Genomic DNA, 23,079 nt, shown 5'->3' with positions numbered 1-23,079 from the left:
TAGGCAAAGGGCACACGGGACAAAGCGTTGCGCGTTTAGCCAAGACATCACGCAATTGTTCGGAAAAATCCGTGAGCATAGCTTGACATGGATCAAGCAGTCGTTCCCCCACCTCCTCGCATCCACAGGACCTACCTCGGTCCATGACCAGAGGAGCCGCGCCGGACGGCCCGTGTCGCCAGGCGGGAATGATGGCTCGATCCCTGTCGCCCTGTCCCGCTACCGCACTCGAACGGTCAAGGCTTGAGCCGTCGTTGCCCTGCTCGCTGTGTTACATCCACCAATGCCTTGCGATTCCGGGATCTCCGACTATCGCGGTCCCAACGGCCTGTGGCGGCGCGACCCCGAGGCCGAGAAGCTCGTGACGTACGAGTACTACATGGGCGATCCCGAGATCCGGCGCCGTTCCTGGCAGATGCGGCGCCAGAACCGGACCTTGCGGGCCGCGCCCAACACCGCGCACCTGGCCGTGGCCGAGCTGGAGCGGGCCGGGGTGCCCGTGCGGGTGATCACGCAGAACGTGGACGGGCTGCACCAGCTCGCCGGGATGCCGGCTCGTAAGGTGCTCGAACTGCATGGCACCGCACGGGAGTTCGTGTGCACCGGGTGCCATGCTCGCGGGTCCATGGAGGACGCCCTCGCCCGGGTCGAGGCCGGGGAGGCCGATCCGCCGTGTCTGACGTGCGGCGGGATTCTCAAGTCGGCGACGGTGATGTTCGGTCAGCGGCTCGACCCGGTCGTCCTCGGTGACGCTCTCGCCATCACCAAGGCCTGTCAGGTGTTCGTCGCAGTCGGAAGCAGCCTCCAGGTCCAGCCCGCCGCCGGGCTCGTAGGTGTCGCCGCCGACCATGGCGCCCGGCTCGTCATCGTCAACGCCGAGCCGACCCCGTACGACGACCGGGCCGACGAGGTCGTACGGGAACCGATCGGCACAGCCCTGCCTCAACTGCTGTCCAGGCTGAGGGAGTCCGGGGAAGCCTAGGAGGCCGGAGTTCACAGCGGCGGGGGCTCAGTGAGCCCTCCCGTCGTCGTGACAGCTGTGGACGTGACCGTCACCGTGGCGGTGGCCAGGCCGCCGCGAGTGGCGCGGACGGTGATGGGGCCTGCGGTGCGGGTCGTTCGTACGAAGACTCTGTTGATGCCCGCTTCCGTGCTGACGTGGGACTGGAACACGCTGTACGGGATGCCCGCGTTGTGGCCGCCGAGCAGTTTCGCCGGACCGGTGACCGTGAAGTCCACCCGGGCCTGGTCGGTCGGTACGCGGCGGCCCGCCGAGTCCACCGCCTCGACGTCGATCATCGCCACGTCGGTGCCGTCGGCCTTCAGACCGTCGGGTGAGACGTGGGCCGTGAGACGAAGGGCGACCGGGACGCCCGTCGTCTGTTTCTGGGCGCGGGTCAGTTCGGTGCCGGCCGAGTCGTAGCCGACGGCGGTGATCGTGCCGGACTGCCATGAGACGTCGGTGAAGGTGTGCAGGAAGTCGTACTGCGGGGAGGTGGACGTACCGACCGACCCGCCGTTGACCAGCAGGTCCACCCTGGCGACGCCCGCGGCCATGACGTACACCGTCTTCACCGTGCCGGACGGGTAGGTCCAGTGGCCGACGATGTGCAGGTCCGGGGTCGGGCTCTGCATGACGCGGTGGGTGTAGTAGGTCTCCTTGGGGATGCGGACCGCGTCCACCCGGCCGGAGAGGCGGCACGTCTCCCAGTTGTACTGGCGGCCGTGCTGGTTGGAGTCCGCCCAGGTCAGGGCCGCCGCGCCGGAGTAGCGCTTGTTTCCCGGGCCTTGGATGCGCTGACTCCAGAACTCGTGGCGGGTGCTGGCGGCGACGGTGGCGGCGAAGTCCTCCGAGGTCCAGTGGTAGGTGACGTCCGGGCCGGTGACGTAACCGAAGTCGGGTGGGGAGGCCGTGTCCCAGACGCGGCGCGGGGCCTCGTCGCGGGTGAACTCCGACTCGATGAGCGGCATACGGTCGCGGGCGTAGTCGCTGTAGTGGCGATTGAGCATCGTGCCGATGTACTCGCACTGGTCCACGGCCGCCGTGCCGCCGTAGGCGGAGTTGTCGGACGTGGCCCGGGAGCCGATCGCGCGCATGCCGCTGGGGTCCCAGGTCTGTTTCAGTGCGCGCATCTGCTGCTGGTGGTCGGCGGAGAGCCAGTTGTTGCCCGACTCCCAGAACAGGATGCTCGGGCTGTTGCGGAAGTAGATCATCACGTCCCGCATCGCCGCGAGGCGCTGGTCCCACTGCACACCGGTGGCGTCGGCCTCCTTGTCCCCGGCGGGCTGGACCGACACCAGCCCGTACCGGTCGGTCATCCGGATGTTCGCGGGCTGCGCGGCGAGGTGCATCCACCGGATCAGGTTGGCCTTGCTCTCCCGGATGAGCCGCCCGTCGTGGTCGCGCAGCCACTCGGGTACGGCGTCACCGAGCACCGCCCATTCGTTGGTGGCGCGCTGCGCGTACCCGGTGAGGAAGATCTGCCGGTCGTTGATGTAGACGCCGCCGGTGCTCGCCCCGCCACGGAACTCGGCCTTCCGGAATCCGGTGCGCACGGTGTACGTGTCCACGACCGTCGTGCCCTCCGTGAGGGTCAACCGCACGGTGTAGAGGGCGGGGTACGACGGTGACCAGAAGTTCAGCCTGCTGATCCGGCTGCCGACCTTGAAGACGTGGCTGGTACCGGCGGCCAGCGCCACCGTCGAGGCGGGCAACGTGCCCACCGACGCGCCCTGCTCGTCCAGGACCTCGGCCGACACGGTCAGCGTCCGGGACCGGTTCTCCCCATTGCTGATCTGCGCTTCCGCGTTGATCGTCGCGGTGTGGCCGGAGACGTTGACGGCGGACGGATAGACGTACGTCCCCGTGGTTCCCAGGTTGCTGTAGAGCGGGAGCGTGAAGTGGGTCTTCGGGACGACATGCAGGATGACGTTCCTGGTGAGGCCGCCGAAGGTGGGATTGAAGTCCCGGGTGTCCCACTGGAAGGGCATCCCGGTGGCGGCTTCGGGGCGCCACTTGGTGTTGTCCGCGCAGATCGCGAGTACGTTGTCGGCGCCGAACAGGACCTCATCGGTCAGGTCGAAGCCGAAGGGGGTGACTCCGGCCTCGTAGCTGCCGATCAGGATGCCGTTCAGGTAGACCGTCGCCGCCTGCCGGATGCCCTCCAGTTCGAGGATCACCTTGTGGCCCGCCTGCTCGGCCGGTAACTGAAAGCGCTTGCGGTACCAGGTGGGTTGCATCGCCACCGAGGACTCGCCCGAGCTGCCGATCCAGTTGTCGAAGGAGTCCACGTCGTTGTAGGTGTGCGGCACGCTGACCACGGCCCACCCGGAGTCGTCGAACGCGACCTGTTCGGCGCCGGCGACGTTCGACCTGATGAACCGCCAGTCGAGATTCAGACCGAATGTCTGCCGCTCAGCGGCCTCGACCTGCGCCGCCACGGCCGCGCCACCCACCGGGAGGGTCACCGCACCCGCACCCACGGCGACCCCTTGCAGCACACGACGCCTGCTCACACCGTCACCTGTGGACATCGCCCGACCCCCAGAGCATCAATAGAAACCATTGTCAGGAACGCGACAGAAAGCGCTTCCCATCATGCGCCGGGGTGTTACGGGCGACAAGGTGCGGGACGAAGGTCGTTCAGGTGGACGCGGGGGCGGAAGAGACAGGAAGGCCGGGAGAGGGTGAGTGGGCTCGGGAGGCCGGGGAGAACTGGGAAACCGGCGAGCGAGGGCGAGGCTAGAAGAGCACCGACCCGTGTTCGCCTCGTTCGAAGTCCAGGAGCCTCTGTTTGCGTTCCAGGCCGCCCCCGTACCCGGTGAGGCTGCCGTCGGCGCCGACCACCCGATGGCAGGGCACGATGATGCCGACCGGGTTCCTGCCGTTGGCGAGGCCCACGGCGCGGGATGCCTTCGGATTGCCGAGAGCGTCGGCGAGTTCACCGTACGAGCGGGTCTCGCCGTACGGGATACGGCAAAGCTGCTCCCAGACGCTGCGCTGGAAGTCGGTTCCGGGCAGGCGGAGTTCGAGGGTGAACTCCTTCAACTCGCCCTCGAAGTAAGCCTTCAACTGGTCGACCGTCTCCCCGAAGGGCGTGTCGTCGCGTGCGCCGAAGCTCTCCTCGGGCGGGCGGTGACGCTGGTCGACCATGTAGAGACCGCAGAGGACTCCGCCGTCGGCCACGAGGGTGAGAGGGCCGTACGGGCTGTCGATGACCGTGTGCTGCTTCACTTCTTTTCCTAACGTCCTTATACGGGGAGGAAGTTGATCGGGTGGCTGTCCGTCGCCCACAGATACTGGACCGCGTACGCCCGCCACGGTCGCCAGGCCGCCGCGCGTGCGGTCAGCGCCGCCGGTGTCGAAGGGAGGCCCAACTCCTGGGCCGCACGCCGGATTCCGAGGTCCGTGGGGAGAAACGCGTCGGGGTCGCCGAGGGCACGCATCGCGATCACGTCGACCGTCCAGGGACCGAAGCCGGGCAGGGCGAGGAGCCGGGCGCGGGCCTCCGGCCAGTCGCTCTCGACGCCCAGGTGGAGGACCCCGTCGGCGAGTTGACCGACAAGGGTGGTGAACGTGGCCCGCCGGGTGCGGGGCATCGCCAAGGACTCGGGGTCGAGGGCGGCCAGCGCCTGCGGGGTCGGGAAGAGATGGGTGAGGCCGCCCTCCGGATCGTCCACCGGGTCGCCGTACGCCGTGACGAGACGGGCCGCGTGGGTACGGGCGGCGGCCGTGGAGACCTGCTGACCGAGCACCGCCCGTACGGCGAACTCCGCTTCGTCGACCGTGCGCGGGACGCGCCTCCCCGGGGCTTTCGCCACCAGTGGCGCGAGCACCGGATCCGTACGCAACTGCTCGTCGACCGCGACCGGATCGGCGTCGAGGTCGAGCATCCGGCGGCACCGGCTGATGGCGACGGGCAGGTCGCGCAGGTCGCTCAGGGTGAGGCGGCACGCGATGTGGTCGGGCTTCGGGGTGAGGGCGGCGATGCCGTGTCCGTACGGGAGGCGCAGGGTCCGGCGGTAGGCACCGTCGCGCCATTCCTCCACACCGGGTACGGCGGTCGCGGCGAGGTGGCCGAAGAGGTTGTCGGGGTTGAGCGGGGTGCGGAAGGGGAGGCGGAGGTTCAGGGCGGCCGGGGTGCCGACGGTCTTGCTCGCGCTGCCCGCCTGTGTACGTGTCTTCGGGAGGCGGTCGCGCAGTTCGCTCGGGGAGAGGGCGAAGACCTCGCGGACGGTGTCGTTGAAGGTGCGGATCGAGGAGAACCCGGCCGCGAAGGCGATCTCCGCCATGGGCAGCGCGGTCGTCTCGACGAGGAGCCGCGCGGTCTGGGCGCGCTGGGCGCGGGCGAGGGCGAGCGGGCCGGCGCCCAGTTCGGCGTTGAGCTGCCGTTCGATCTGGCGGGTGCTGTAGCCGAGGCGGGCGGCGAGGCCGGGGACGCCCTCGCGGTCCACGATCCCGTCGCCGATGAGCCGCATCGCTCGGGCCACGAGGTCGGCGCGCTGGTTCCACTCCGGTGAGCCGGGGCTGGTGTCGGGCCGGCAGCGCTTGCAGGCCCGGAATCCGGCCTGCTGGCAGGCCGCCGCGCTCGGGTAGAAGGTCATGTTCTCGGGCTTGGGCGGTACCACCGGGCAGCTGGGCCGGCAGTAGATCCGGGTGGTCAGGACCGCCGTGAAGAACCAGCCGTCGAAGCGCGCGTCCTTGGACCGGACGGCACGTACGCAGTGCTCGGTGTCGGTGTGCATCGCGTTCCGCATACGTCCAGCATCGGCGATGGGCCGGGCCGGGGCTGGCGAGAATCCGACATCAAGGTGGTGTGTCCAGGGGCGCTTCGGATCACTCGCCACCTCGGCCGAGGCCTCACCGGCTCACCCGGCTCACCGCGTCCTGCCACGCCGTCTCCCGCAGCAGCCGCAGCCCGTTGAGGCCGACGAGGACGGTCGAGCCCTCGTGGCCCGCGACGCCGAGCGGGAGCGGCAGCGTACCTACCAGGTCCCAGGCAACCAGACCCGCGATGAACACCCCGGCGATCACCAGGTTCTGCGCCACCAGGCGTCCGGCTTGCCGGGAGAGGGCGATCACAGCGGGAACAGTGGTGAGCTCGTCCCGCACGATCACCGCGTCCGCGGTCTCCAGCGCGAGGTCGGAACCCACCCGGCCCATGGCCACTCCGATGTGGGCGGCGGCCAGCGCCGGGGCGTCGTTGACACCGTCCCCGACGACCATGACCTTGCGTCCGGCCGCCTCCGACTCCCGTACCTCTTCGAGTTTCTGCAGGGGAAGCAGCCCGGCCCGCACGTCCTCGATGCCGACCTCGGCGGCCAGCCGGGAGGCGGCGCGTGGGTTGTCGCCGGTCAGCAACACGGGTGCGGTGCCGGTGAGTTCGGTGAGCGCGGCGACGGTGGCGGCGGCACCTGGACGCAGCCGGTCGGCGAAACCGAGCACTCCGACCGGCACATTGTCGGCGAGGACAAGGATCGCCGTGCCCCCGGACGCCTCAACCTCCGCGACCAGCAAGCGAGCTGCCGAGCCCGTCGACTGCCCGGCCCCCTCCAGCAGGCGTTCCGGCGCCCCCACCACGACCACCCGCCCGTCCACGACGGCCGTCACGCCCACTCCGGGTACCGACGTGAACTCCTCCGCCGCGGACAGCGTGAGCCCTCGTTCCCGCGCAGCCTCCAGCAGGGCCCGGGCAAGCGGGTGCTCGCTCGGATGCTCGGCCGCCGCCGCGAGCGCCAGCAGTCCGTTCTCGTCCGGTTCCCACTCCGGGCCCGATCCGGGCAGCAGCCGTACATCTGTCACCTTCGGCGTACCCGCCGTGAGCGTGCCGGTCTTGTCGAGGGCGACGGCGTCGACCTGCGTGAGGCGTTCCATCACCACCGCCGACTTGACCAGTACACCGTGTCGGCCGGCGTTGGCGATGGCAGACAGCAGGGGCGGCATGGTGGCGAGCACGACCGCGCAGGGCGAGGCCACGATCATGAAGGTCATGGCGCGCAGCAGGGCGTCGGTGAGGGGCGTTCCGAGTGCGAGCGGTACGGCGAACACGGCGAGGGTGGCCGCGACCATGCCCAGCGAGTAGCGCTGCTCGACCTTCTCGACGAACAGCTGGGTGGTCGCCTTGGTCTCGGACGCCTCCTCGACCATGCGCACGATCCGGGCGATCACCGAGTCGGAGGCGTCGCGTTCCACCCGTACGAGCAGGGCACCGACGCCGTTGAGGGTGCCGGCGAAGACCTCGTCCCCCGGTCCCTTCGCAGCGGGCAGTGGTTCGCCGGTGATGGTCGCCTGGTCGACCTCGCTCGCGCCGTCCAGTACGCGGCCGTCGGCGCCGACGCGTTCTCCGGGGCGTACGAAGATGGTGTCCCCGACGGTCAACTCGGCGACGGGTACGGTCCGTTCACCGTCCCCCGCGTCCTTCCGGGTGGCCGTGGCGGGGGCCAGGTCGAGGAGGCCGCGGACCGAGTCGGCGGTGCGGGCGACGGCCAGAGCCTCCAGGGCGCCGGAGGTCGCGAAGATGACGATCAGCAGGGCGCCGTCCATCACCTGGCCGATCGCGGCAGCACCCAGTGCGGCGACGATCATCAGCAGGTCGACGTCGAGGGTCCGGTCCCGCAACGCCTTCAGGCCTTCCCAGCCGGGCTCCCAGCCACCGGCGGCGTAGGTCAGCGCGTAGAGCGGGCCCCAGAGCCAGACCGATGTCCCGGCCAGTTGCAGGGGCAGCGCAAGCAGGAAAAGGGCGGTGGCCGCGGTGGCCCAGCGGGCCTCGGGGAGCGTCAGGACGCGGGTGCGGCGGCTGGGTGCGGTCGGCGCGGGGGACGACGGGACGACCGGGGCCGGGGTGAGAGTGTCGGACACCCGAGCACCATACAGGAACACATGAACACTCATTCATTCGTTCATGCGTGATGAGTAAGATACGGCCATGGGTCATGGAGCCGTCGTCACCGCGCAGGACGCCGCCGGGCGCGTACGTCTCGACGCGGACAATGTCGCGAAGGTGGCCACCACGCTCCAGGCCCTGTCCACACCCTCCCGACTGTTGATCCTGGCCCGCCTGCGCGAAGGCCCGCTCCCGGCGACGGAGTTGGCGGCCGAGGTGGGCATGGAGCAGTCCGCGTGCTCGCACCAGCTGCGACTGCTTCGCAACCTGGGCCTGGTCGTCGGCGAACGCCGCGGGCGTTCCGTGGTGTACACGCTGCACGACCACCACGTCGCCGAGCTCCTCGACCAGGCGGTCTACCACGTGGAGCACCTGCGGCTCGGCCTGAGCGACACGGACACCGACACGGAGACGGGCACCGCCGGATAGCCCCCCGGGCCGACACCGCACTGCACGCGACGGGTGTCGCCTGATGGCTAATTGCTAAATTTCGCAATTGACTAGATGCTTTACTTCCTGTGTTCGCATACACCTGGCGTCCATCCACGAACGCCAGGCGGAAACGAGGGGAGCCGGACGTGTCCGTTTCGCTGTACCGGGCCACGGCGGAGTGAGCGGGTCCGTCGTCCGCCGCGCATGGGGCGCGGTGCGGTCGCTGCTACCCGTGCGTGCCGATGCCGAGGCGATGGCCCGCGCTCCGCGCCGGGATCTTCTCGCCGGGTTGACCGTGGCGATCGTGGCACTCCCCCTCGCACTCGGTTTCGGCGTCTCCTCCGGCCTGGGCGCGGCGGCGGGGCTGGCGACCGCGGTGGTCGCTGGTGCGCTGGCAGCGGTTTTCGGCGGATCGAATCTGCAGGTGTCGGGGCCGACCGGGGCGATGACCGTGGTCCTCGTACCGATCGTCGCCCAGTACGGGCCGGGCGGTGTACTGACCGTCGGGCTGCTGGCCGGGCTGCTGCTGATAGGGCTTGCCCTGGCCCGTGCGGGCAAGTACATGCGATACGTGCCCGCCCCCGTCGTCGAGGGCTTCACACTCGGCATCGCCTGCGTGATCGGGCTGCAGCAGCTCCCGAACGCGCTCGGGGTGGCGCGGCCCCAGGGCGACAAGGTCCTCACGGTCGCCCGGCGCGCCGTCGAGGCGTTCGTCAGCCATCCCAACTGGACAGCGCTCGTACTGGCCACGGGTGTCGCGCTGGTCATGCTGCTCGGTGCGCGTTGGCGGCCGACCGTTCCGTTCTCCATCGTCGCGGTGATCGTCGCCACCGTGCTGGCACAGGTCCTCCACCTGGACGCGGCCACGCCGATCGGAGATCTGCCCGCCGGCCTGCCCGCACCATCACTCGCGTTTCTCGACCTGTCGGCGCTGTCCTCGCTGCTCGCCCCGGCCGTGGCGGTGGCGGCGCTCGCCGCGCTGGAGTCGCTGCTGTCGGCTACCGTCGCGGACGGTATGACGGTCGGCCAGCGGCACGATCCGGACCGGGAGCTCTTCGGGCAGGGCATCGCCAACCTCGCCGCCCCGTTGTTCGGCGGCGTCCCTGCCACCGCCGCGATCGCACGGACCGCCGTGAACGTCCGTACGGGTGCCGGTTCCCGGCTTGCCGCGCTCACCCATGCCGTGATCCTGGCGGTGATCGTCTTCGTGGCGGCACCGCTGGTCTCGAAGATCCCGCTGGCCGCGCTGGCGGGCGTCCTGCTGGCCACCGCGATCCGCATGGTCGAAGTCGGCTCGCTGCGGGCGATGGTCAGGGCGACCCGCTCCGACGCGCTGATCCTGGTTCTGACCGCCCTCGCCACCCTCGTCCTCGACCTGGTGTACGCGGTGATCATCGGCCTGGTCGTCGCGGGCGCCCTCGCGCTCCGGGCCGTGGCCGCGCAGGTCCGCCTCGACGAGGTCCCACTGGACCGGGGCGACCACAGCGCCGAGGAGCATGCCCTGCTGGCGGAGCACATCGTCGCCTACCGCATCGACGGGCCGCTGTTCTTCGCCGCCGCGCACCGATTCCTGCTCGAACTGACCGAGGTGGCGGACGTACGGGTCGTGGTCCTGCGGATGTCCCGGGTGTCGACCATGGACGCGACCGGTGCTCTGGTGCTGAAGGACGCGGTCCAGAAGCTGAACCGGCGCGGTATCGTCGTCCTGTTCTCCGGCATACGTCCCGGCCAGCGCCAAGTCCTCGACTCCGTCGGCCTGTTGGACCTGCTGCGCCGGGAGGACCGCGAGTACGGCACCACCCCCGAGGCGATCCAGGGGGCGCGCGATCACCTGGAATCCACCGGACTCCTGTCCGCCGTGCCCGCCCCGCTGACGAATCCCGGGCCCCCGGTCACGGACAGGAACACCACCACGACAGGGTCCTCGGGCCACAGCGAGGAGGCACCCCGATGAGCACCGCAACCGCCGGGCTGCGGACGCTCGACGAGGTCTGGGCATCCTGGCACCGGCACCGGCAGGACGGTGACTTTCGCCGGGCCCAGCGAGGTGATCGTCGACCCGAACGAGGCGGCGCACCACCGAGGCACGCCCACCCGTCGGACGTACACCCTCCTGGGGCGGTCGTCCGCGTCCGCCCCCCGGACCGTATCCGGGTTTCCGGCCGGCCCGAGGGAGGAAAGGCCGATGGCCTGGGCACTCCCGAGGCGGCAGGCGGAGCGCATGAACCAGGTGACGCCCGGGCCTCACGAAGGCACGGCCGAGGTTCGTACGACCGGTTTCCGCTGCCGGATTCGGTACGGCGGGCGTGGAGGGCGAGGATGAGCGCCATGGTGTTCATGAAGGGGTGGATGCGATGCGCCGAGAACCGGCAGGTGCGGCCGTACCGCTGTCCCGGGGAGGCGACGGCACGATGAGTACGCCGCTGTACCAACTCAAGGCCGAGTTCTTCAAGACCCTCGGGCATCCGGCCCGCATCCGCGTCCTGGAACTGCTGAGCGAACGTGAGCACGCGGTCGCCGAGATGCTGCCCGAGGTGGGCATCGAGCCCGCGCATCTGTCGCAGCAACTGGCGGTGTTGCGCCGGGCCAACCTGGTCGTCACCCGCAGGGAGGGCTCGACCGTGTACTACTCGCTGACCAGCCCGCACGTGGCCGAACTGCTCCGGGTCGCGCGGATCATCCTGTCCGGCGTGCTGACCGGACAGGCGGAACTGCTGGCCGACCTGCAGGCAACCCAGGAGGGGGCGAACCCGCCCTCCTGACACCGCGACGGCCCGGCGTCGGCCTGCTCGGCGCCGGCAGTCGGTGCCCCGAGCCTCGCCACGGCCCTCTCCGTCCGGCCAACGGCGAACCCCCGCCGTCAGCAGCGCACTTGGCCAGTGAACGCCTCGAACGCCTGATCGTCGAAGAGGACGAACCGCACCTCCTCGACCGCGGTCTCCGTGGCCCGCACCGTCTCCACCGCGATACGAGCCGCGTCCTCCATCGGCCATCCGAAGATGCCTGCGGAGACGGCGGGGAACGCCACCGTGCGGGCGCCGAGTTCATCGGCCACTCTCAGCGACTCCCGGTAGCAGGAGGCCAGCAGTGCCGATCGGTCCTCCTCGGGGAGGTATCGGGGTCCCACCGTGTGAATCACCCAGCGTGCGTCCAGGTTGCCCGCGGTCGTGGCGACCGCCTTGCCGGTGGCCAGCCCTTTCCCGTAGTGACCGGCGCGCAGGGCTCGGCAGGCGGCGAGGATCTCGGGGCCGCCTCTGCGGTGGATCGCCCCGTCGACGCCTCCGCCACCCAGGAGTGAAGAATTCGCCGCGTTGACGATCGCGTCGGCACTCTGTCGGGTGATGTCGCCCTTGACAAGCACGATCGCGGTCATGACTGCCTCAGCCTTCTCCAGACGGCCTTGGCCGCGTTGTGGCCCGACATGCCGTGGACACCCGGGCCCGGCGGGGTGGCCGAGGAGCAGATGAAGACGGCCGGGTGCGGGGTGGCGTACGGGAACAGGGAGAGCTTGGGGCGCAGCATCAGCTGGAGGCCGCTGGCCGCGCCGGAACCGATGTCGCCGCCGACGTAGTTGGCGTTGCGGGCCGCGAGTTGGGGCGGGCCGGCGGTCGCGCGGGCGAGGACCCGGTCGCGGAAGCCGGGGGCGAAGCGCTCCAGTTGGCGCTCCATGGCGTCGGTGAGGTCGCCCGTCCAGCCGTTCGGGACGTGTCCGTAGGCCCAGAACACCTGCTTGCCCTCGGGTGCCCGGGAGGGGTCGACGACGCTCGGCTGGACGGTGATGAGGAAGGGAGTGTCGGGCGCCAGGCCTTCCCGGGAGGCGGCGCGCAGGGCGGTGTCGATCTCGGCTCGGTCCCCGGCGACCTGCACCGTGGTCGCTCTGCGGGCCTCCGGCGCCGTCCACGGCACGGGACCGTCCAGTGCGTAGTCGATCTTGAAGACGCCCGCGCCGTAGCGATAGCGCTCGTAGTAGCCGCCGAAGCCCGCGATGCGGGCCAGCGCGGTGGGTGAGGTGTCGAAGACGTACGCACGCGCGGGTGGCAGGTCGTCCAGCCGCTTGACCTCGTAGTCGGTGTGGACGGTACCGCCGAGGTCCGTCAGATACGCGGTGAGCGCGTCGGAGATCGACTGGGAGCCGCCGCGGGCGACCGGCCAGCCGCGGGCGTGTGCCGCCAGGGCGAAGACCAGGCCGACGGCGCCGGTTGCGACCCCGTTCAGCGGGGCCATGACGTGTCCGACGAGGCCTGCGAACAGGGCTTTCGCCCGCTCGTCGCGGAAGCGGCGCATCAGCCAGGTCGAGGGCGGCAGGCCGACCAGGCCGAAGCGGGCGAGGGTGACGGGGTCGCGGGGCAGTGAGGTCAGGGGCAGGGACATGAAGTCGTGGGCCAGCGTGTCCCACCTGCTGAGGAACGGCTCGACCAGCCTGCGGTACGCGCCCGCGTCACGCGGCCCGAAGGAGGCGGCCGTCTCGGCGACGGAACGGGCCAGCACGGCGGCCGTGCCGTCCGGGAACGGATGTGCCATGGGCAGGTCGGCGTGCAGCCACTCCAGCCCGTACCTCGCCAGCGGCATCGCCCTGAACGCCGGGGAGTTGACGCCCAGCGGGTGCGCCGCCGAGCAGGGGTCGTGGCGGAAGCCGGGCAGTGTCAGCTCCTCCGTTCGGGCGCCACCGCCCACGGTGTCGCGCGCCTCGAAGACGGCCACGGAGAAACCCCGCCGGGCCAGCTCCACGGCAGCCGTCAGCCCATTGGGCCCCGCCCCCACCACGACCGCATCGAGCATCGACGGCACCTTCGGACTCCTTTGTCAGCCGACGGCCACTTCAGATCAGGATATGCCGGGACACCGACAGTGCCCGGCGCGGGTAACCTCGGCCGGATGACGCGCCGTTTCCGCATCCAATCGCCCGGCGAGGACGCCGACGACACCGCCTGGTACTGGTTCGAGGTAGAGGAAGACGGCTGGGTGCTGCGGCAGGCGGTGTTCGAGGCGGCACTGGAGATCCCGCGATCCTGCGAGCCCCTCCAGAATGCCGACGGCACCACCTCCGGCGGCGCCTCGATGGCCGCAGCACAGGCCCAACTGGCCCTCGTGCGAGAGCGGTTCGGACGCCTTGGCGTCCAGCTCTACCGGACCGTGTACGGGGCGTTCACCGAGGGCGCCGTGGAGGTGCCGCCGGAGGCGGTGGACGTGACCGAGGCAGAGTTCGAGCGGGCGTGGTCCACGGCCCTGCGGCATCGGCACCTGAGCCACTACGTCACCGGCCCGCTGCCGGAGGGCTCGCTGGTCACCGGCATGGTGTGCGCGCTGCCGTGGGGACCGGGCCGGACGGGTCTGTTCGTCGACATCAACCTGCCGGTGGACGCCTTCGTGGACGTCGCCTGGCTGCCCTTCGACCCCGCGGACTGGCCGACGGTGGGCACCGTGGCCGAGTTCGAGGTCGTCACCCTGCGCTTCAGCTCGGCCCGCCCGCAGATCAGGCTGCGCCCGACAGCAGCTCCGCCACCCGGCGAGCCGTGGCCGCGTCGCGCGCAGCGGTGAACGGCAGCACGTTGCCGCCGGTTATGCGGAACGGCTCGCCCGCGCGGGTCAGATGGGCGCCGCCGGCCTCCTCGACGAGGAGGATGCCTGCGGCGTGATCCCAGGCGGCCTCCCAGGAGAACGCGGTGGCGTCCAACTCGCCCCGCGCGATGGCCAGATACTCCAGACCTGCCGACCCGCAGGCGCGCGGCCGGACGCCGTCCGTCCACAGGCCGAGCAGGGCGCGCTTCTGTTCGTCCGTCGTGTAGTCCGGGTGGGAGGTGGCCACCCGGAGGTCGCTGCCGGGCTCGGGCGCGCCCGCGCGCAGGGGTGTGCCGTCGAGGAAGGCGCCCTGTCCACGGACCGCCGTGGCGAGCTGGTCGCGGGCTGCGGCGAACGTCCACGAAGCTCGGACGACTCCCCGGTGTGCGAGCGCGACGAGCGTGCAGAAGCCGGGGTCGCCGTGGACGAACTGCCGGGTGCCGTCCACCGGGTCGACGATCCAGACCGGTGCCTCGCCCTGTATCGCCTCGTACGAGGCGGGGTTGGCGTGCACCGCCTCCTCGCCGACCACGACGGAGCCGGGCAGCAGCTTGGGCAGCACCTCGGTGAGATACAGCTCGGCCTTGCGGTCGGCGTCGGTCACCAGGTCGTGCGGGCCGCTCTTCTGGTCGACCTCGTGCGCGGCGAGCTGCCGGAAACGCGGCATGATCTCCGTGGCCGCCGCCGTACGGACCGCTTCTTCGACGTCGGACGTGTGCCGGGCGAGAAACTCTTCGATGGTTTCGTTTTCTTCGATCATGCCTCCATGAGAGCACGCGGCACTGACAATCCCCGCCGGGCCGGTGGACATGGGATGGAATCCGCCTGAAGACCAGGATTCGGACATCAGCGCCCGACCGCGTACCCCTGCATCCCCCGCGGATTCGCCGCCGCCGACAGAACACCCGTCTCCGGGTCCCGGGCTACCGCGCACAGCCGGCCCTCGGACCAGTCGTCACCGATCGTCACGTCATGCCCCCGGCGGCGCAGCTCCTCGACCACGTCGCCCGCCGTGCGGGCCTCCATGGTGACGCTGCCGGGGCGCATGCCGCGCGGGTAGAAGGACCCCGGGAAGCTGTCGTTGTGCCAGTTCGGGGCGTCGATCGCGCCCTGGAGGTCCAGGCCGCCGCGCACCTCGGGGCGGAGGGCGACCGCGAGGAAGAAGTGCAGCTGCCACTGGTCCTGCTGGTCCCCGCCGGGTGTACCGAAGGCCAGCACCGGCACTCCGTCGCGCAGCGCGACGGAAGGGGTGAGGGTGGTCCGGGGGCGGCGGCCCGGGGTGAGGGAGTTCGGCAGTCCCTCCTCCAGCCAGGTCATCTGGAGCCGGGTGCCGAGGGGGAAGCCCAGTTCGGGTACGACGGGGTTCGACTGGAGCCAGCCGCCGCTGGGCGTGGCCGCGACCATGTTGCCCCAGCGGTCGACGACGTCGAGGTGGCAGGTGTCGCCCCGGGTGGAGCCGTCGGAGGCGATCTCCGGCTCGCCGGGCACGAGTGAGGTCGGGAGCCTGGCGACCGTCGGCTCCCCGGCCCCCAGAGGGTTGAATCCTGGCTCGTCCGTGGCCACCACGCGCGCGTGTGCGCACAGTCGCGGGGTGCGGCCGTCAGGGCTGCCCGGTCGTAGCTCGTAGGAGGCGCTGTCCCCGACGAGGGTCCGCCGGTCGGCGTTGTAGGCGTCCGACAGCAGTCCGTCGAGCGGCACATCGGCTCCGCCCGAGGCGTCCCCGTACCAGGCCTCTCGATCCGCCATGGCGAGCTTGCAGCCCTCGATCAGGAGGTGGACGTAGTCGGCGGACCCGTATGCGGGCAGCTCGGGCGGGAGCAGCGCGAGCTGCTGGAGGAAGGCCGGGCCCTGGCTCCAGGGGCCGGCCTTGCAGAGGGTCCAGCCGCGCCAGTCGTAGGTCGCCGGGGCCTCGTAGGCCGCGGACCAGGAGGCGAGGTCGGTGGCTGTCAGGGTGCCGCTGTGGTGCCTGCCGCTGGTGTCGAGGGTGGGTCGGGCGGACTGGCGCAGGAGCGCCTCGGCGATGAAGCCGGTGCGCCACACCTGCCGTGCCGCCTCGATCCGGGCGACGCGGTCCCCTGCCCCGGCGACCTCTCGAAGCAGGCGCTTCCAGGTGGCGGCCAGCGCGGGATTGCGGAACAGCCGGCCGGGCCGGGGCGCCTGTCCGCCGGGCAGGTACAGGTCCGCGGACGAGGTCCACTCCGTCTCGAACAGTTCCCGTACGGTCTCGACGGTCGCGCCGATGTTCTCCACGGGCGCGTGCCCGTCCTCGGCGTACCCGATGGCGTACTTCAGGACGTCGGCAAGCGGCTTGGTGCCGTGGTCGCGGAGCAGGAGCATCCAGGCGTCGAAGGCACCGGGGACGGCGGCGGCGAGGGGCCCGGTGCCCGGTACGAGGTCGAGCCCCAGCCCTCTGTAGTGCGCGACCGTGGCCCCGGCGGGCGCGACGCCCTGCCCGCACAGCACCCGCACCTCGCCACCGGCCGGGGCGATGATGATCGGCACCTCACCGCCGGGCCCGTTGAGATGCGGTTCGACGACGTGCAGGACGAAGCCCGCGGCGACGGCGGCGTCGTACGCGTTGCCGCCGTCCTCCAGCACGGCCATCGCCGACTGCGAGGCCAGCCAGTGCGTGGAGGACACCATCCCGAAGGTGCCCTGGAGCGTGGGTCGGGTGGTGAACACGGGCGGCTCCTTCACTGCGGCACACGATCCGATGATCGTACGTACCCCGTGCCGTGCCTCCGGCACACCGCCCGCCTCGCCCCCTCGCGGCGTTCCGGGTCGTCCAGTCACTGTTCGACGCCACCCATGAGCCAGGCGACGCCCTCCAGCCCGTACTGGCCTTCCGGGACGAGTCCGGCCTCGGTGAACTCGGCCGGGACCTCGGTCGGTTCCGCGAGGTAGGCGGTAGTGAAGGTGCCCTGGCCCGTGCCGTGCCTGCCATGGGTGCTGACGTCGTCGGTACGGGCCGGTGCGCCTCGGCCAACGCCCGCACCCGGTCCGGGCGTGACCCCCGGCAACCGCCCCGCCCGGAACCCGTCCCGCGCCGGCCACTCCGCATGCACCCCGCTGCCCCCGCCGACGTCCAGCACGCACGCGGGAACCGCGGGCAGCAGCCGGGCGATCAACTGTCCCGTATCGCACGGCACATGGTATTGACCCCAGCCAGCCGCATTAGAAGCGAATTGGGCACTATAGACGTAGATTTGCGCATTCCGACGGACAGTCCGGGCGGCCGACCGCAAGTGACAGTCATCGCACCGCCACGGAGCGAGTTCTTACTTCCGCCCCACAGACAGGCATGTGACACTGGCGTCCCGTCCGGAGTGCGGACCCCCCTCCGCACCGTCCCCCACGAGAAGTGCGCCTTGAGCCTCCCTCTGCCGCTCGCACTCACCACCCGCCTGGCGCCCGTCGCCGTGCTCGCCACCGCCGGCTGGGCCCTGTCCTCGGGTCCGCTCGCCTCGGCGCCGACCGACAACCAGGAGACGGCGGCCACCACCGGCGCGTCCGCAGCGCCCACCGCGCCCTCGACGTCGGCGGCCACGAAGACCTTCGCCGCCGCCCCCGCGCCCTGCTCGGCCGTGACCCCGGGGACGATCAAGTCCCTTGTGCCGGGCGCCAAGGCGGCCGGCAAGGAGATCCCGTCGACGGACACGGATGCCCGCCGCACCTGCTCCTGGAACGCGCTCAAGGGGTACGACTACCGCTGGCTCGACGTGTCGTTCGAGCTGTCCGACACGGACGCGGCGGCGGAGAAGACGTACAAGGACCGCCTGACGGAGAAGAGCGGCGGCGGTGTGGTGCCGGGTCTCGGTGACGCCGCCTACTCCGTCGTGAACCTGACCACAGAGGACAAGCAGCAGACCCGCGAGGGTGTGGTCCTGGTCCGCGCGTCGAACGCGCTGGTGGTGATCACGTACAACGGCAGCGACTTCGAGTCGAAGAAGGCGCCCACCACCGATGTGATCAACAAGGGCGCCATCAAGGCGGCCCGGGACGCGGTGGCAGCACTGGAGGGCAGCCGGTAGAACCGGCCGCCCTCCGGGGCACCTCACGGGGTCAGACGGTGGTCGTCTCCGTCACCTCGTCCCGCCCCCTGCCGGTCGCCAGCATCAGCGCCAGGTAGAGCACCATCGAGGTGCCAAGGCCCACGGCCCAGCCGTAGTCCGCCAGGGAGGACAGCGCCGGGATGGGCCGCCCGTCGATGATGGGCGCGAAGTTGGCGCCGCCGACGGCCAGTACGCCACCGACCAGGAAGGCGACTACCGCGCGCCAGTTCCAGCCGTTGTCGTACCAGTAGCGTCCGCCCGCCCGGTACAGGTCGGCGAGGTCGAGCTTGCCGCGGCGCAGGATCCAGTAGTCGGCGATGAGGATGCCGGCGACCGTGCCGAGGAGCCCGCCGACCAGACCGAGCCAGGTGAAGATGTAGCCCTGCGGGTCGGAGTACAGCTTCCACGGGAAGATCAGCACGCCGAGCACACAGGTGGCGAGCGCGCCGGTCCGGAAGCTGATCCTGCGCGGGGCGATGTTGGAGAAGTCGAAGGCCGGCGAGACCAGGTTGGCCGCGACGTTCACGGACAGGGTCGCCACCAGCACGGTGACCAGGGCGAACAGCAGCCCGAAGACGTTGTCGGTCTTGGCGGCGAGCTGTACCGGGTCCCAGATGGCCTCGCCGTACACGGCCTGCGAGCCCGAGGTGACCATGACGGACAGGAACGCGAAGAGCGTCATCGTGGTCGGCAGACCGAGCGCCTGCCCCCACGTCTGGGCCTTCTGGCTCTTGCCGTACCGGGTGAAGTCCGGGATGTTCAGCGACAGCGTGGACCAGAAGCCGATCATGCCCATGAGTGCGGGCGCGAAGATCTTCCAGAAGTCCGGGCCGTAGCCCAGCTTGGAGGGCTGGTCGAGCAGCGGGCCGAAGCCGCCGGCCTTGTCGGCCATCCACCACAGCATCACACCGGCGCCGAGGAGCACGAAGGGCGCGGCCCAGTTCTCGAACCGGCGGATGGTCTCCATGCCCCGGTAGATGATGGCGACCTGGATCGCCCAGAAGATGGCGAAGGACAGCCACATCGTCCAGGCGTAGCCGCCGATCTTCCCGGCGTCGCTCCAGCCGTTGCCGATGAGCTTCCCGGCGAGGAAGTAGATCGCCTCGCCGCCGATCCACGTCTGGATACCGAACCAGCCGCACGCCACCAACGCCCGTACGACAGCCGGCAGGTTGGCGCCGCGCACCCCGAAGGAGGCGCGGGCGAAGACGGGGAAGGGGATGCCGTACTTCGGCCCCGCGTGCCCGGTGAGCAGCATCGGGATGAGCACGATCACGTTCGCCAGGGCGATCGTGAGCACGGCCTGCTTCCAGTCCATGCCCACGGCGATCAGACCCGAAGCGAGGGTCCAGGAGGCCGTGTTGTGGGCCATGCCCACCCAGAGAGCCGAGAAGTTGTACGTGTTCCAGGTGCGCTTCTCAACCGGAACCGGCAGCAGGTCCTCGTTGGCGTACGGCCCGCTGGGAACGGGCGCGTCGGGGGAGATCTCCACCCGGCCGTCGGGGAGGGTGAGTTGGGAGGACGGCGGTATGGCCGTGGGAGCGGTGTCGGTCATGGGCAGGCCAATCAATGAGGTGGGTCGGGAAAGGCCGTGCGGGTGGCGCGTTGGGGGATGCGCACAGGACACCCGGAGGAGTCCTGACCCTCTCCCCGGCAACCTGAACGCCGGGGAGAGGGAGATCATGGGGAGGTAACACAGCGACGAGTTCGGGTGCGTCAGGCGTTGACGGCCGGGATCACCGTCGACCCGTAGGCGTCGATGACTTTTTCCTGGGCGTCGTGCATGTCGTAGACGGCGAACTGGTCGACGCCGAGCTCACGCAGCTTGTTGAGCTTCTCGATGTGCATCTCGGGGGTGCCGATGACGCAGAACCGGTCGACGATCTCGTCGGGCACGAACTGGGTGTCGGGGTTGTCGGCCCGTCCGTGGTGGGAGTAGTCGTAGCCCTCGCGGGCCTTGATGTAGTCGGTGAGTTCCTCGGGTACGGCGGCGGAGTGCTCGCCGTACTTCGACACCAGGTCGGCGACGTGGTTGCCGACCATCCCGCCGAACCAGCGGCACTGCTCGCGGGCGTGGGCGAGCGCCTCGGGCGAGTCGTCCTCGGTGATGTACGCGGGGGCGGCGACGCAGATCTTCACCTCGGACGGGTCGCGTCCGGCGGCGACGGCGGCTTCCTTGACCGTCTTCACCATGTACTCGGTGAGGTAGAGGTCGGCGAGCTGGAGGATGAACCCGTCGGCCTCCTCGCCGGTCATCTTGAGCGCCTTGGGGCCGTACGCGGCCATCCAGACGGGGAGTTCGGCGCCCGGCCTCACCCACGGGAACTTGATGACCGTACCGCCGAGGTCGGCCTCGTCGCCGCGGCCCAGCGAGCGGATGACCTTCATCGCGCCGCTGATCCGGGCCAGGGTGTTGGGAGTTCGGCCGGCGACGCGCATCGCGGAGTCGCCGCGGCCGATGCCGCAGACCGTGCGGTTGCCGAACATGTCGTTGAGGGTCGCGAAGGTGGAGGCGGTGACCTCCCAGGTGCGGGTGCCCGGGTTGGTGACCATCGGGCCGACCGTCAACTTCTCGGTGCTGGAGAGGATCTGACTGTAGATCACGAACGGTTCCTGCCACAGCACGGCGGAGTCGAAGGTCCAGCCGTACGTGAAGCCGTTGCCCTCGGCGCGCTGCATCAGCTCGATGACACGCGAGGCCGGCGGGTCGGTCTGCAGGACGAGGCCGAAGTCCATGAGCGCTGCTCCTAGTTCAGATCAGGTACTGACAGGTGGAGCGGGGGGTGTAGACGCCGTGACCCGCGCGTCCGGTGAACTCCCGCTCGGTGATGACGAGTTCGCCGCGCGAGAGGACGGTCTCGACGCGGCCGGTGAGCCGCTTGCCCTCGTACGCCGAGTAGTCGACGTTCATGTGGTGCGTCTCGGCGGAGACGATCTGCTCGGCGTGCGGGTCGTAGATGACGACGTCGGCGTCGGCGCCCGGGGCGATGGTGCCCTTCTTCGGGTAGAGGCCGAACATCCGGGCCGGGGTGGCGCAGGCGATCTCGATCCAGCGGCGGCGGCTGATGTGCCCGTCGACGACGCCCTGGTGGAGGAGGTCCATGCGGTTCTCGACGCCCGGGAGCCCGTTGGGGATCTTCGAGAAGTCGCCGCGGCCCAGTTCCTTCTGGCCCTCGAAGCAGAACGGGCAGTGGTCCGTGGAGACGACCTGGAGGTCGTTGGTCCTCAGGCCCCGCCACAGGGCGGCCTGGTGGTCCTTGGGCCGCAGCGGCGTGCTGCACACGTACTTCGCGCCCTCGAAGTCCGGCTCCGCGAGGTTGTCCGTCGACAGGAACAGGTACTGCGGGCAGGTCTCGCCGAAGACGTTGAGCCCCTCGTCGCGCGCCCGTGCCAGCTCGGCGACTGCCTCCTGCGCCGAGACGTGGACGACGTACAGGGGTGCCCCGGCGACCTGCGCGAGCTTGATGGCGCGGTGCGTGGCCTCCGCTTCGAGGAGGGCCTTGCGGACCTCGCCGTGGTAGCGGGGGTCGGTCTCGCCCCGGGCCAGCGCCTGCTCCACCAGCACGTCGATGGCGATGCCGTTCTCGGCGTGCATCATGATCAGTCCGCCGTTCTCGGCGGAGCGCTGCATGGCGCGCAGGATCTGGCCGTCGTCACTGTAGAAGACGCCCGGGTAGGCCATGAACTGCTTGAAGGAGGTGACACCCTCCTCGACCAGGAGGTCCATCTCCTTGAGCGTGTCCTGGTTCACGTCGGAGACGATCATGTGGAAGGCGTAGTCGATGGCGCAGTTGCCGTCGGCCTTGGCGTTCCAGGTGTCGAGTCCGTCGCGCAGCGACCGGCCGACGCTCTGCACGGCGAAGTCGATGATCGTGGTCGTACCGCCCCAGGCGGCGGCCCGGGTACCGGTCTCGAAGGTGTCCGAGGCGGCCGTACCGCCGAACGGCAGTTCCATGTGGGTGTGCGCGTCGACGCCGCCGGGGATGACGTACTTTCCGGTGGCGTCTATGGTCCGCTCGGCCGTCCAGGCCTCGGCGGTGGCGCTTCCGCTGGTGGCGAGGGCGGCGATGCGGCCGTCCTCGATGAGGACGTCGGCGTGGATCTCGTCGGACGCGGTGATGACTAGTCCGCCTCGGATGACAGTACGGCCGGTCACGGGTTCACGCTCCTCGGTTGTCTACAAAGTGCCGGTTGTCTGTGGCTGGTCGCGCCCCGCGGCGGAGCCGCATATGGACGCTGCCCCGCGCCCCTGAAAGCGGGGCGCGGGTGTGAGCGTCGGTCTGTTACGGCGCCGTGAGCGGGCCGTACGCGTCCGGGCGGCGGTCGCGGAAGAACTGCCAGCGGTCGCGGACCTCGCGCAGCTTTTCCAGGTCCAGGTCGCGGACGACGAGTTCGGTCTCCTTGTCGCTCGCCACCTCGCCGACGAACTGTGCCTCCGGGTCCACGAAGTACGAGGTCCCGTAGAAGTCGTTGTCGCCGAGTTCCTCGACGCCGACCCGGTTGATCGCGCCGACGAAGTACTCGTTGGCGACGGCGGCCGCCGGCTGCTCCAGCTGCCACAGGTAGGCGGACAGCCCGCGCGAGGTGGCCGACGGGTTGAAGACGATCTCGGCGCCTTCGAGACCCAGCGCACGCCAGCCCTCCGGGAAGTGCCGGTCGTAGCAGATGTAGACGCCGATCCTGCCCACGGCCGTGTCGAAGACCGGCCAGCCCGCGTTGCCCGGACGGAAGTAGAACTTCTCCCAGAATCCGGCGACCTGCGGGATGTGGTGCTTGCGGTACTTGCCGAGGTACGAGCCGTCCGCGTCGATCACGGCGGCCGTGTTGTAGAGGACGCCGGGCTGCTCCTCCTCGTACATCGGCAGGACCAGGACGATGCCCAGTTCCCTGGCGAGCGCCTGGAAGCGCTTCACGATCGGGCCGTCCGGGATCTGCTCGGCGTACTCGTAGAACGCCTTGTCCTGGACCTGGCAGAAGTAGGGGCCGTAGAACAGCTCCTGGAAGCACATGACTTGAGCACCCTGGGCCGCCGCGTCGCGGACCGCCTGCTCGTGGACCTGGATCATCGACTCCTTGTCGCCCGTCCAGGCAGTCTGGAAAATGGCGGCGCGAATCACCCTGCTCATCGGGACCTCCGGTCACTCGGTGTACGG

Annotated in this window: 19 protein-coding genes; 6 read left to right on the top strand and 13 right to left on the bottom strand. The window is 70.3% G+C overall.

Annotated features, from left to right (window positions below; all coding sequences use genetic code 11):
- The first annotated feature begins 283 nt into the window (after nt 1–283).
- Nucleotides 284–982 (top strand): SIR2 family NAD-dependent protein deacylase, encoded by a 699-nt coding sequence (locus OHN74_RS35275; protein WP_327698622.1) that lies wholly within the window; start codon nt 284–286, stop codon nt 980–982.
- 11 nt (nt 983–993) lie between these two features.
- Here OHN74_RS35275 and OHN74_RS35270 read toward each other — a convergent pair whose 3' ends face one another.
- From OHN74_RS35270 to OHN74_RS35255, 4 genes are all read right to left on the bottom strand, one after another.
- A complete protein-coding gene (locus OHN74_RS35270; protein ID WP_327698621.1) occupies nt 994–3,516 on the bottom strand; it encodes a glycoside hydrolase family 2 protein in 2,523 nt (840 codons plus the stop codon).
- Nucleotides 3,517–3,742: 226 nt separating this feature from the next.
- Nucleotides 3,743–4,234, bottom strand: coding sequence for a methylated-DNA--[protein]-cysteine S-methyltransferase (locus OHN74_RS35265; protein WP_327698620.1), 492 nt, complete (start codon nt 4,232–4,234; stop codon nt 3,743–3,745).
- Nucleotides 4,235–4,251: 17 nt separating this feature from the next.
- A complete protein-coding gene (locus OHN74_RS35260; RefSeq protein WP_327698619.1) occupies nt 4,252–5,757 on the bottom strand; it encodes an AlkA N-terminal domain-containing protein in 1,506 nt (501 codons plus the stop codon).
- Nucleotides 5,758–5,860: 103 nt separating this feature from the next.
- Nucleotides 5,861–7,891, bottom strand: a complete 2,031-nt coding sequence (locus OHN74_RS35255) for a heavy metal translocating P-type ATPase (protein WP_327698618.1) — start codon at nt 7,889–7,891, stop codon at nt 5,861–5,863.
- Nucleotides 7,892–7,925: 34 nt separating this feature from the next.
- Here OHN74_RS35255 and OHN74_RS35250 point away from each other — a divergent pair, with 34 nt between their 5' ends.
- From OHN74_RS35250 to OHN74_RS35240, 3 genes are all read left to right on the top strand, one after another.
- Nucleotides 7,926–8,312, top strand: a complete 387-nt coding sequence (locus OHN74_RS35250) for an ArsR/SmtB family transcription factor (RefSeq protein WP_327698617.1) — start codon at nt 7,926–7,928, stop codon at nt 8,310–8,312.
- 256 nt (nt 8,313–8,568) lie between these two features.
- A complete protein-coding gene (locus OHN74_RS35245; protein ID WP_327700383.1) occupies nt 8,569–10,269 on the top strand; it encodes a SulP family inorganic anion transporter in 1,701 nt (566 codons plus the stop codon).
- Nucleotides 10,270–10,726: 457 nt separating this feature from the next.
- Nucleotides 10,727–11,077, top strand: coding sequence for an ArsR/SmtB family transcription factor (locus OHN74_RS35240; RefSeq protein ID WP_327700382.1), 351 nt, complete (start codon nt 10,727–10,729; stop codon nt 11,075–11,077).
- A 98-nt stretch (nt 11,078–11,175) separates the two neighbouring features.
- Here OHN74_RS35240 and OHN74_RS35235 read toward each other — a convergent pair whose 3' ends face one another.
- Both OHN74_RS35235 and OHN74_RS35230 read right to left on the bottom strand, forming a co-directional pair.
- The gene (locus OHN74_RS35235; protein WP_327698616.1) at nt 11,176–11,688 is read right to left on the bottom strand and encodes an O-acetyl-ADP-ribose deacetylase; all 513 of its coding nucleotides are present in this window, start codon (nt 11,686–11,688) and stop codon (nt 11,176–11,178) included.
- On the bottom strand, nt 11,685–13,094 hold the full coding sequence (locus OHN74_RS35230) for a phytoene desaturase family protein (RefSeq protein WP_327698615.1): 1,410 nt from the start codon (nt 13,092–13,094) through the stop codon (nt 11,685–11,687). The genes OHN74_RS35235 and OHN74_RS35230 overlap by 4 nt, the downstream gene beginning before the upstream one ends.
- A 96-nt stretch (nt 13,095–13,190) precedes the next feature.
- On the opposite strand from OHN74_RS35230, the gene OHN74_RS35225 reads away from it, so the two are divergent.
- Nucleotides 13,191–13,853: a hypothetical protein gene (locus OHN74_RS35225; protein ID WP_327698614.1), complete on the top strand. Its 663-nt coding sequence runs from the start codon at nt 13,191–13,193 to the stop codon at nt 13,851–13,853.
- Here OHN74_RS35225 and OHN74_RS35220 read toward each other — a convergent pair.
- The 3 genes from OHN74_RS35220 to OHN74_RS35210 all read right to left on the bottom strand — a co-directional run bounded on the left by OHN74_RS35220 (nt 13,789) and on the right by OHN74_RS35210 (nt 17,023).
- On the bottom strand, nt 13,789–14,634 hold the full coding sequence (locus OHN74_RS35220) for an inositol monophosphatase family protein (protein WP_327698613.1): 846 nt from the start codon (nt 14,632–14,634) through the stop codon (nt 13,789–13,791). The genes OHN74_RS35225 and OHN74_RS35220 overlap by 65 nt on opposite strands.
- Before the next feature lie 86 nt (nt 14,635–14,720).
- Nucleotides 14,721–16,556 carry a gamma-glutamyltransferase family protein gene (locus OHN74_RS35215; RefSeq protein ID WP_327698612.1) on the bottom strand — a complete coding sequence of 612 codons (1,836 nt, stop codon included), beginning with the start codon at nt 16,554–16,556 and terminating at the stop codon, nt 14,721–14,723.
- Nucleotides 16,557–16,663: 107 nt separating this feature from the next.
- Entirely contained in the window at nt 16,664–17,023 is a 360-nt protein-coding gene (locus tag OHN74_RS35210; protein ID WP_327698611.1) for a hypothetical protein, read from the bottom strand.
- 219 nt (nt 17,024–17,242) lie between these two features.
- Here OHN74_RS35210 and OHN74_RS35205 point away from each other — a divergent pair, with 219 nt between their 5' ends.
- The gene (locus OHN74_RS35205; RefSeq protein WP_327698610.1) at nt 17,243–17,905 is read left to right on the top strand and encodes a hypothetical protein; all 663 of its coding nucleotides are present in this window, start codon (nt 17,243–17,245) and stop codon (nt 17,903–17,905) included.
- A 31-nt stretch (nt 17,906–17,936) separates the two neighbouring features.
- Here the strand turns inward: OHN74_RS35205 and OHN74_RS35200 are convergent, their stop codons facing one another.
- The 4 genes from OHN74_RS35200 to OHN74_RS35185 all read right to left on the bottom strand — a co-directional run bounded on the left by OHN74_RS35200 (nt 17,937) and on the right by OHN74_RS35185 (nt 23,052).
- On the bottom strand, nt 17,937–19,481 hold the full coding sequence (locus OHN74_RS35200) for an NCS1 family nucleobase:cation symporter-1 (protein ID WP_327698609.1): 1,545 nt from the start codon (nt 19,479–19,481) through the stop codon (nt 17,937–17,939).
- Between the two features lie 161 nt (nt 19,482–19,642).
- Complete coding sequence (locus OHN74_RS35195) at nt 19,643–20,662, bottom strand: TIGR03842 family LLM class F420-dependent oxidoreductase (RefSeq protein ID WP_327698608.1); 1,020 nt, start codon at nt 20,660–20,662, stop codon at nt 19,643–19,645.
- Between the two features lie 16 nt (nt 20,663–20,678).
- Nucleotides 20,679–22,082: a dihydropyrimidinase gene (gene hydA, locus OHN74_RS35190; RefSeq protein ID WP_327698607.1), complete on the bottom strand. Its 1,404-nt coding sequence runs from the start codon at nt 22,080–22,082 to the stop codon at nt 20,679–20,681.
- A 127-nt stretch (nt 22,083–22,209) separates the two neighbouring features.
- Nucleotides 22,210–23,052 carry a nitrilase-related carbon-nitrogen hydrolase gene (locus tag OHN74_RS35185; protein ID WP_327698606.1) on the bottom strand — a complete coding sequence of 281 codons (843 nt, stop codon included), beginning with the start codon at nt 23,050–23,052 and terminating at the stop codon, nt 22,210–22,212.
- Nucleotides 23,053–23,079: the final 27 nt, after the last annotated feature.

Origin of the sequence: Streptomyces sp. NBC_00459, from assembly GCF_036013955.1 — a bacterium.
Lineage (GTDB): Bacteria > Actinomycetota > Actinomycetes > Streptomycetales > Streptomycetaceae > Streptomyces.
This window is presented reverse-complemented; position numbering and strand designations above follow the sequence as displayed.

Excerpts from the sequence above, each read along its gene's own strand:
- OHN74_RS35240 (WP_327700382.1), top strand. The coding sequence starts at position 10,727 with ATGAGTACGCCGCTGTACCAACTCAAGGCCGAGTTCTTCAAGACCCTC.
- OHN74_RS35230 (WP_327698615.1), bottom strand. The coding sequence starts at position 13,094 with ATGCTCGATGCGGTCGTGGTGGGGGCGGGGCCCAATGGGCTGACGGCT.
- OHN74_RS35250 (WP_327698617.1), top strand. The coding sequence starts at position 7,926 with ATGGGTCATGGAGCCGTCGTCACCGCGCAGGACGCCGCCGGGCGCGTA.
- OHN74_RS35275 (WP_327698622.1), top strand. The coding sequence starts at position 284 with ATGCCTTGCGATTCCGGGATCTCCGACTATCGCGGTCCCAACGGCCTG.
- OHN74_RS35245 (WP_327700383.1), top strand. The coding sequence starts at position 8,569 with ATGGCCCGCGCTCCGCGCCGGGATCTTCTCGCCGGGTTGACCGTGGCG.
- OHN74_RS35185 (WP_327698606.1), bottom strand. The coding sequence starts at position 23,052 with ATGAGCAGGGTGATTCGCGCCGCCATTTTCCAGACTGCCTGGACGGGC.
- OHN74_RS35220 (WP_327698613.1), bottom strand. The coding sequence starts at position 14,634 with ATGATCGAAGAAAACGAAACCATCGAAGAGTTTCTCGCCCGGCACACG.
- OHN74_RS35260 (WP_327698619.1), bottom strand. The coding sequence starts at position 5,757 with ATGCGGAACGCGATGCACACCGACACCGAGCACTGCGTACGTGCCGTC.
- OHN74_RS35255 (WP_327698618.1), bottom strand. The coding sequence starts at position 7,891 with ATGAGTGTTCATGTGTTCCTGTATGGTGCTCGGGTGTCCGACACTCTC.
- OHN74_RS35225 (WP_327698614.1), top strand. The coding sequence starts at position 13,191 with ATGACGCGCCGTTTCCGCATCCAATCGCCCGGCGAGGACGCCGACGAC.
- OHN74_RS35200 (WP_327698609.1), bottom strand. The coding sequence starts at position 19,481 with ATGACCGACACCGCTCCCACGGCCATACCGCCGTCCTCCCAACTCACC.
- OHN74_RS35235 (WP_327698616.1), bottom strand. The coding sequence starts at position 11,688 with ATGACCGCGATCGTGCTTGTCAAGGGCGACATCACCCGACAGAGTGCC.
- OHN74_RS35195 (WP_327698608.1), bottom strand. The coding sequence starts at position 20,662 with ATGGACTTCGGCCTCGTCCTGCAGACCGACCCGCCGGCCTCGCGTGTC.